The organism is Stenotrophomonas sp. PS02300, assembly GCF_029959395.1.
Lineage (GTDB): Bacteria > Pseudomonadota > Gammaproteobacteria > Xanthomonadales > Xanthomonadaceae > Stenotrophomonas > Stenotrophomonas maltophilia_AD.
This window is the reverse complement of record NZ_JASCOP010000291.1, coordinates 1-273: the sequence shown is the minus strand read 5'-3', so window position 1 is coordinate 273 and position 273 is coordinate 1. Positions and strand designations below refer to the sequence as shown.

General features: G+C 53.5%; 1 rRNA gene. It reads right to left on the bottom strand.

Features of this window, described 5'->3' with window-relative positions:
- Positions 1-89 (bottom strand): 5S ribosomal RNA (rrf, locus tag QMX79_RS20980); the annotation flags it as partial.
- Between the last annotated feature and the right edge of the window lie 184 nt (positions 90-273).

The window sequence follows — 273 nt, the reverse complement described above, 5'->3', positions numbered from 1 at the left end:
GCTTGAGCCACACTACCATCGGCGCAGCTGCGTTTCACTTCCGAGTTCGGGATGGGATCGGGTGGTTCCACAGCGCTAATTTCACCAGGGAGACGGTTGGAGCGTCGCGATGTTCGTGATTTTCCCTCGGGGAAAAAGCACGGCCATACTGCGCCTGCCTCTCATAGTTCTTGTGACGTAGCGTGCACTTGGTATCTATCGACATGTCATGTCGGCCAAGGCAACTTGAGGTTATATGGTCAAGCCACACGGATCATTAGTATCAGTTAGCTC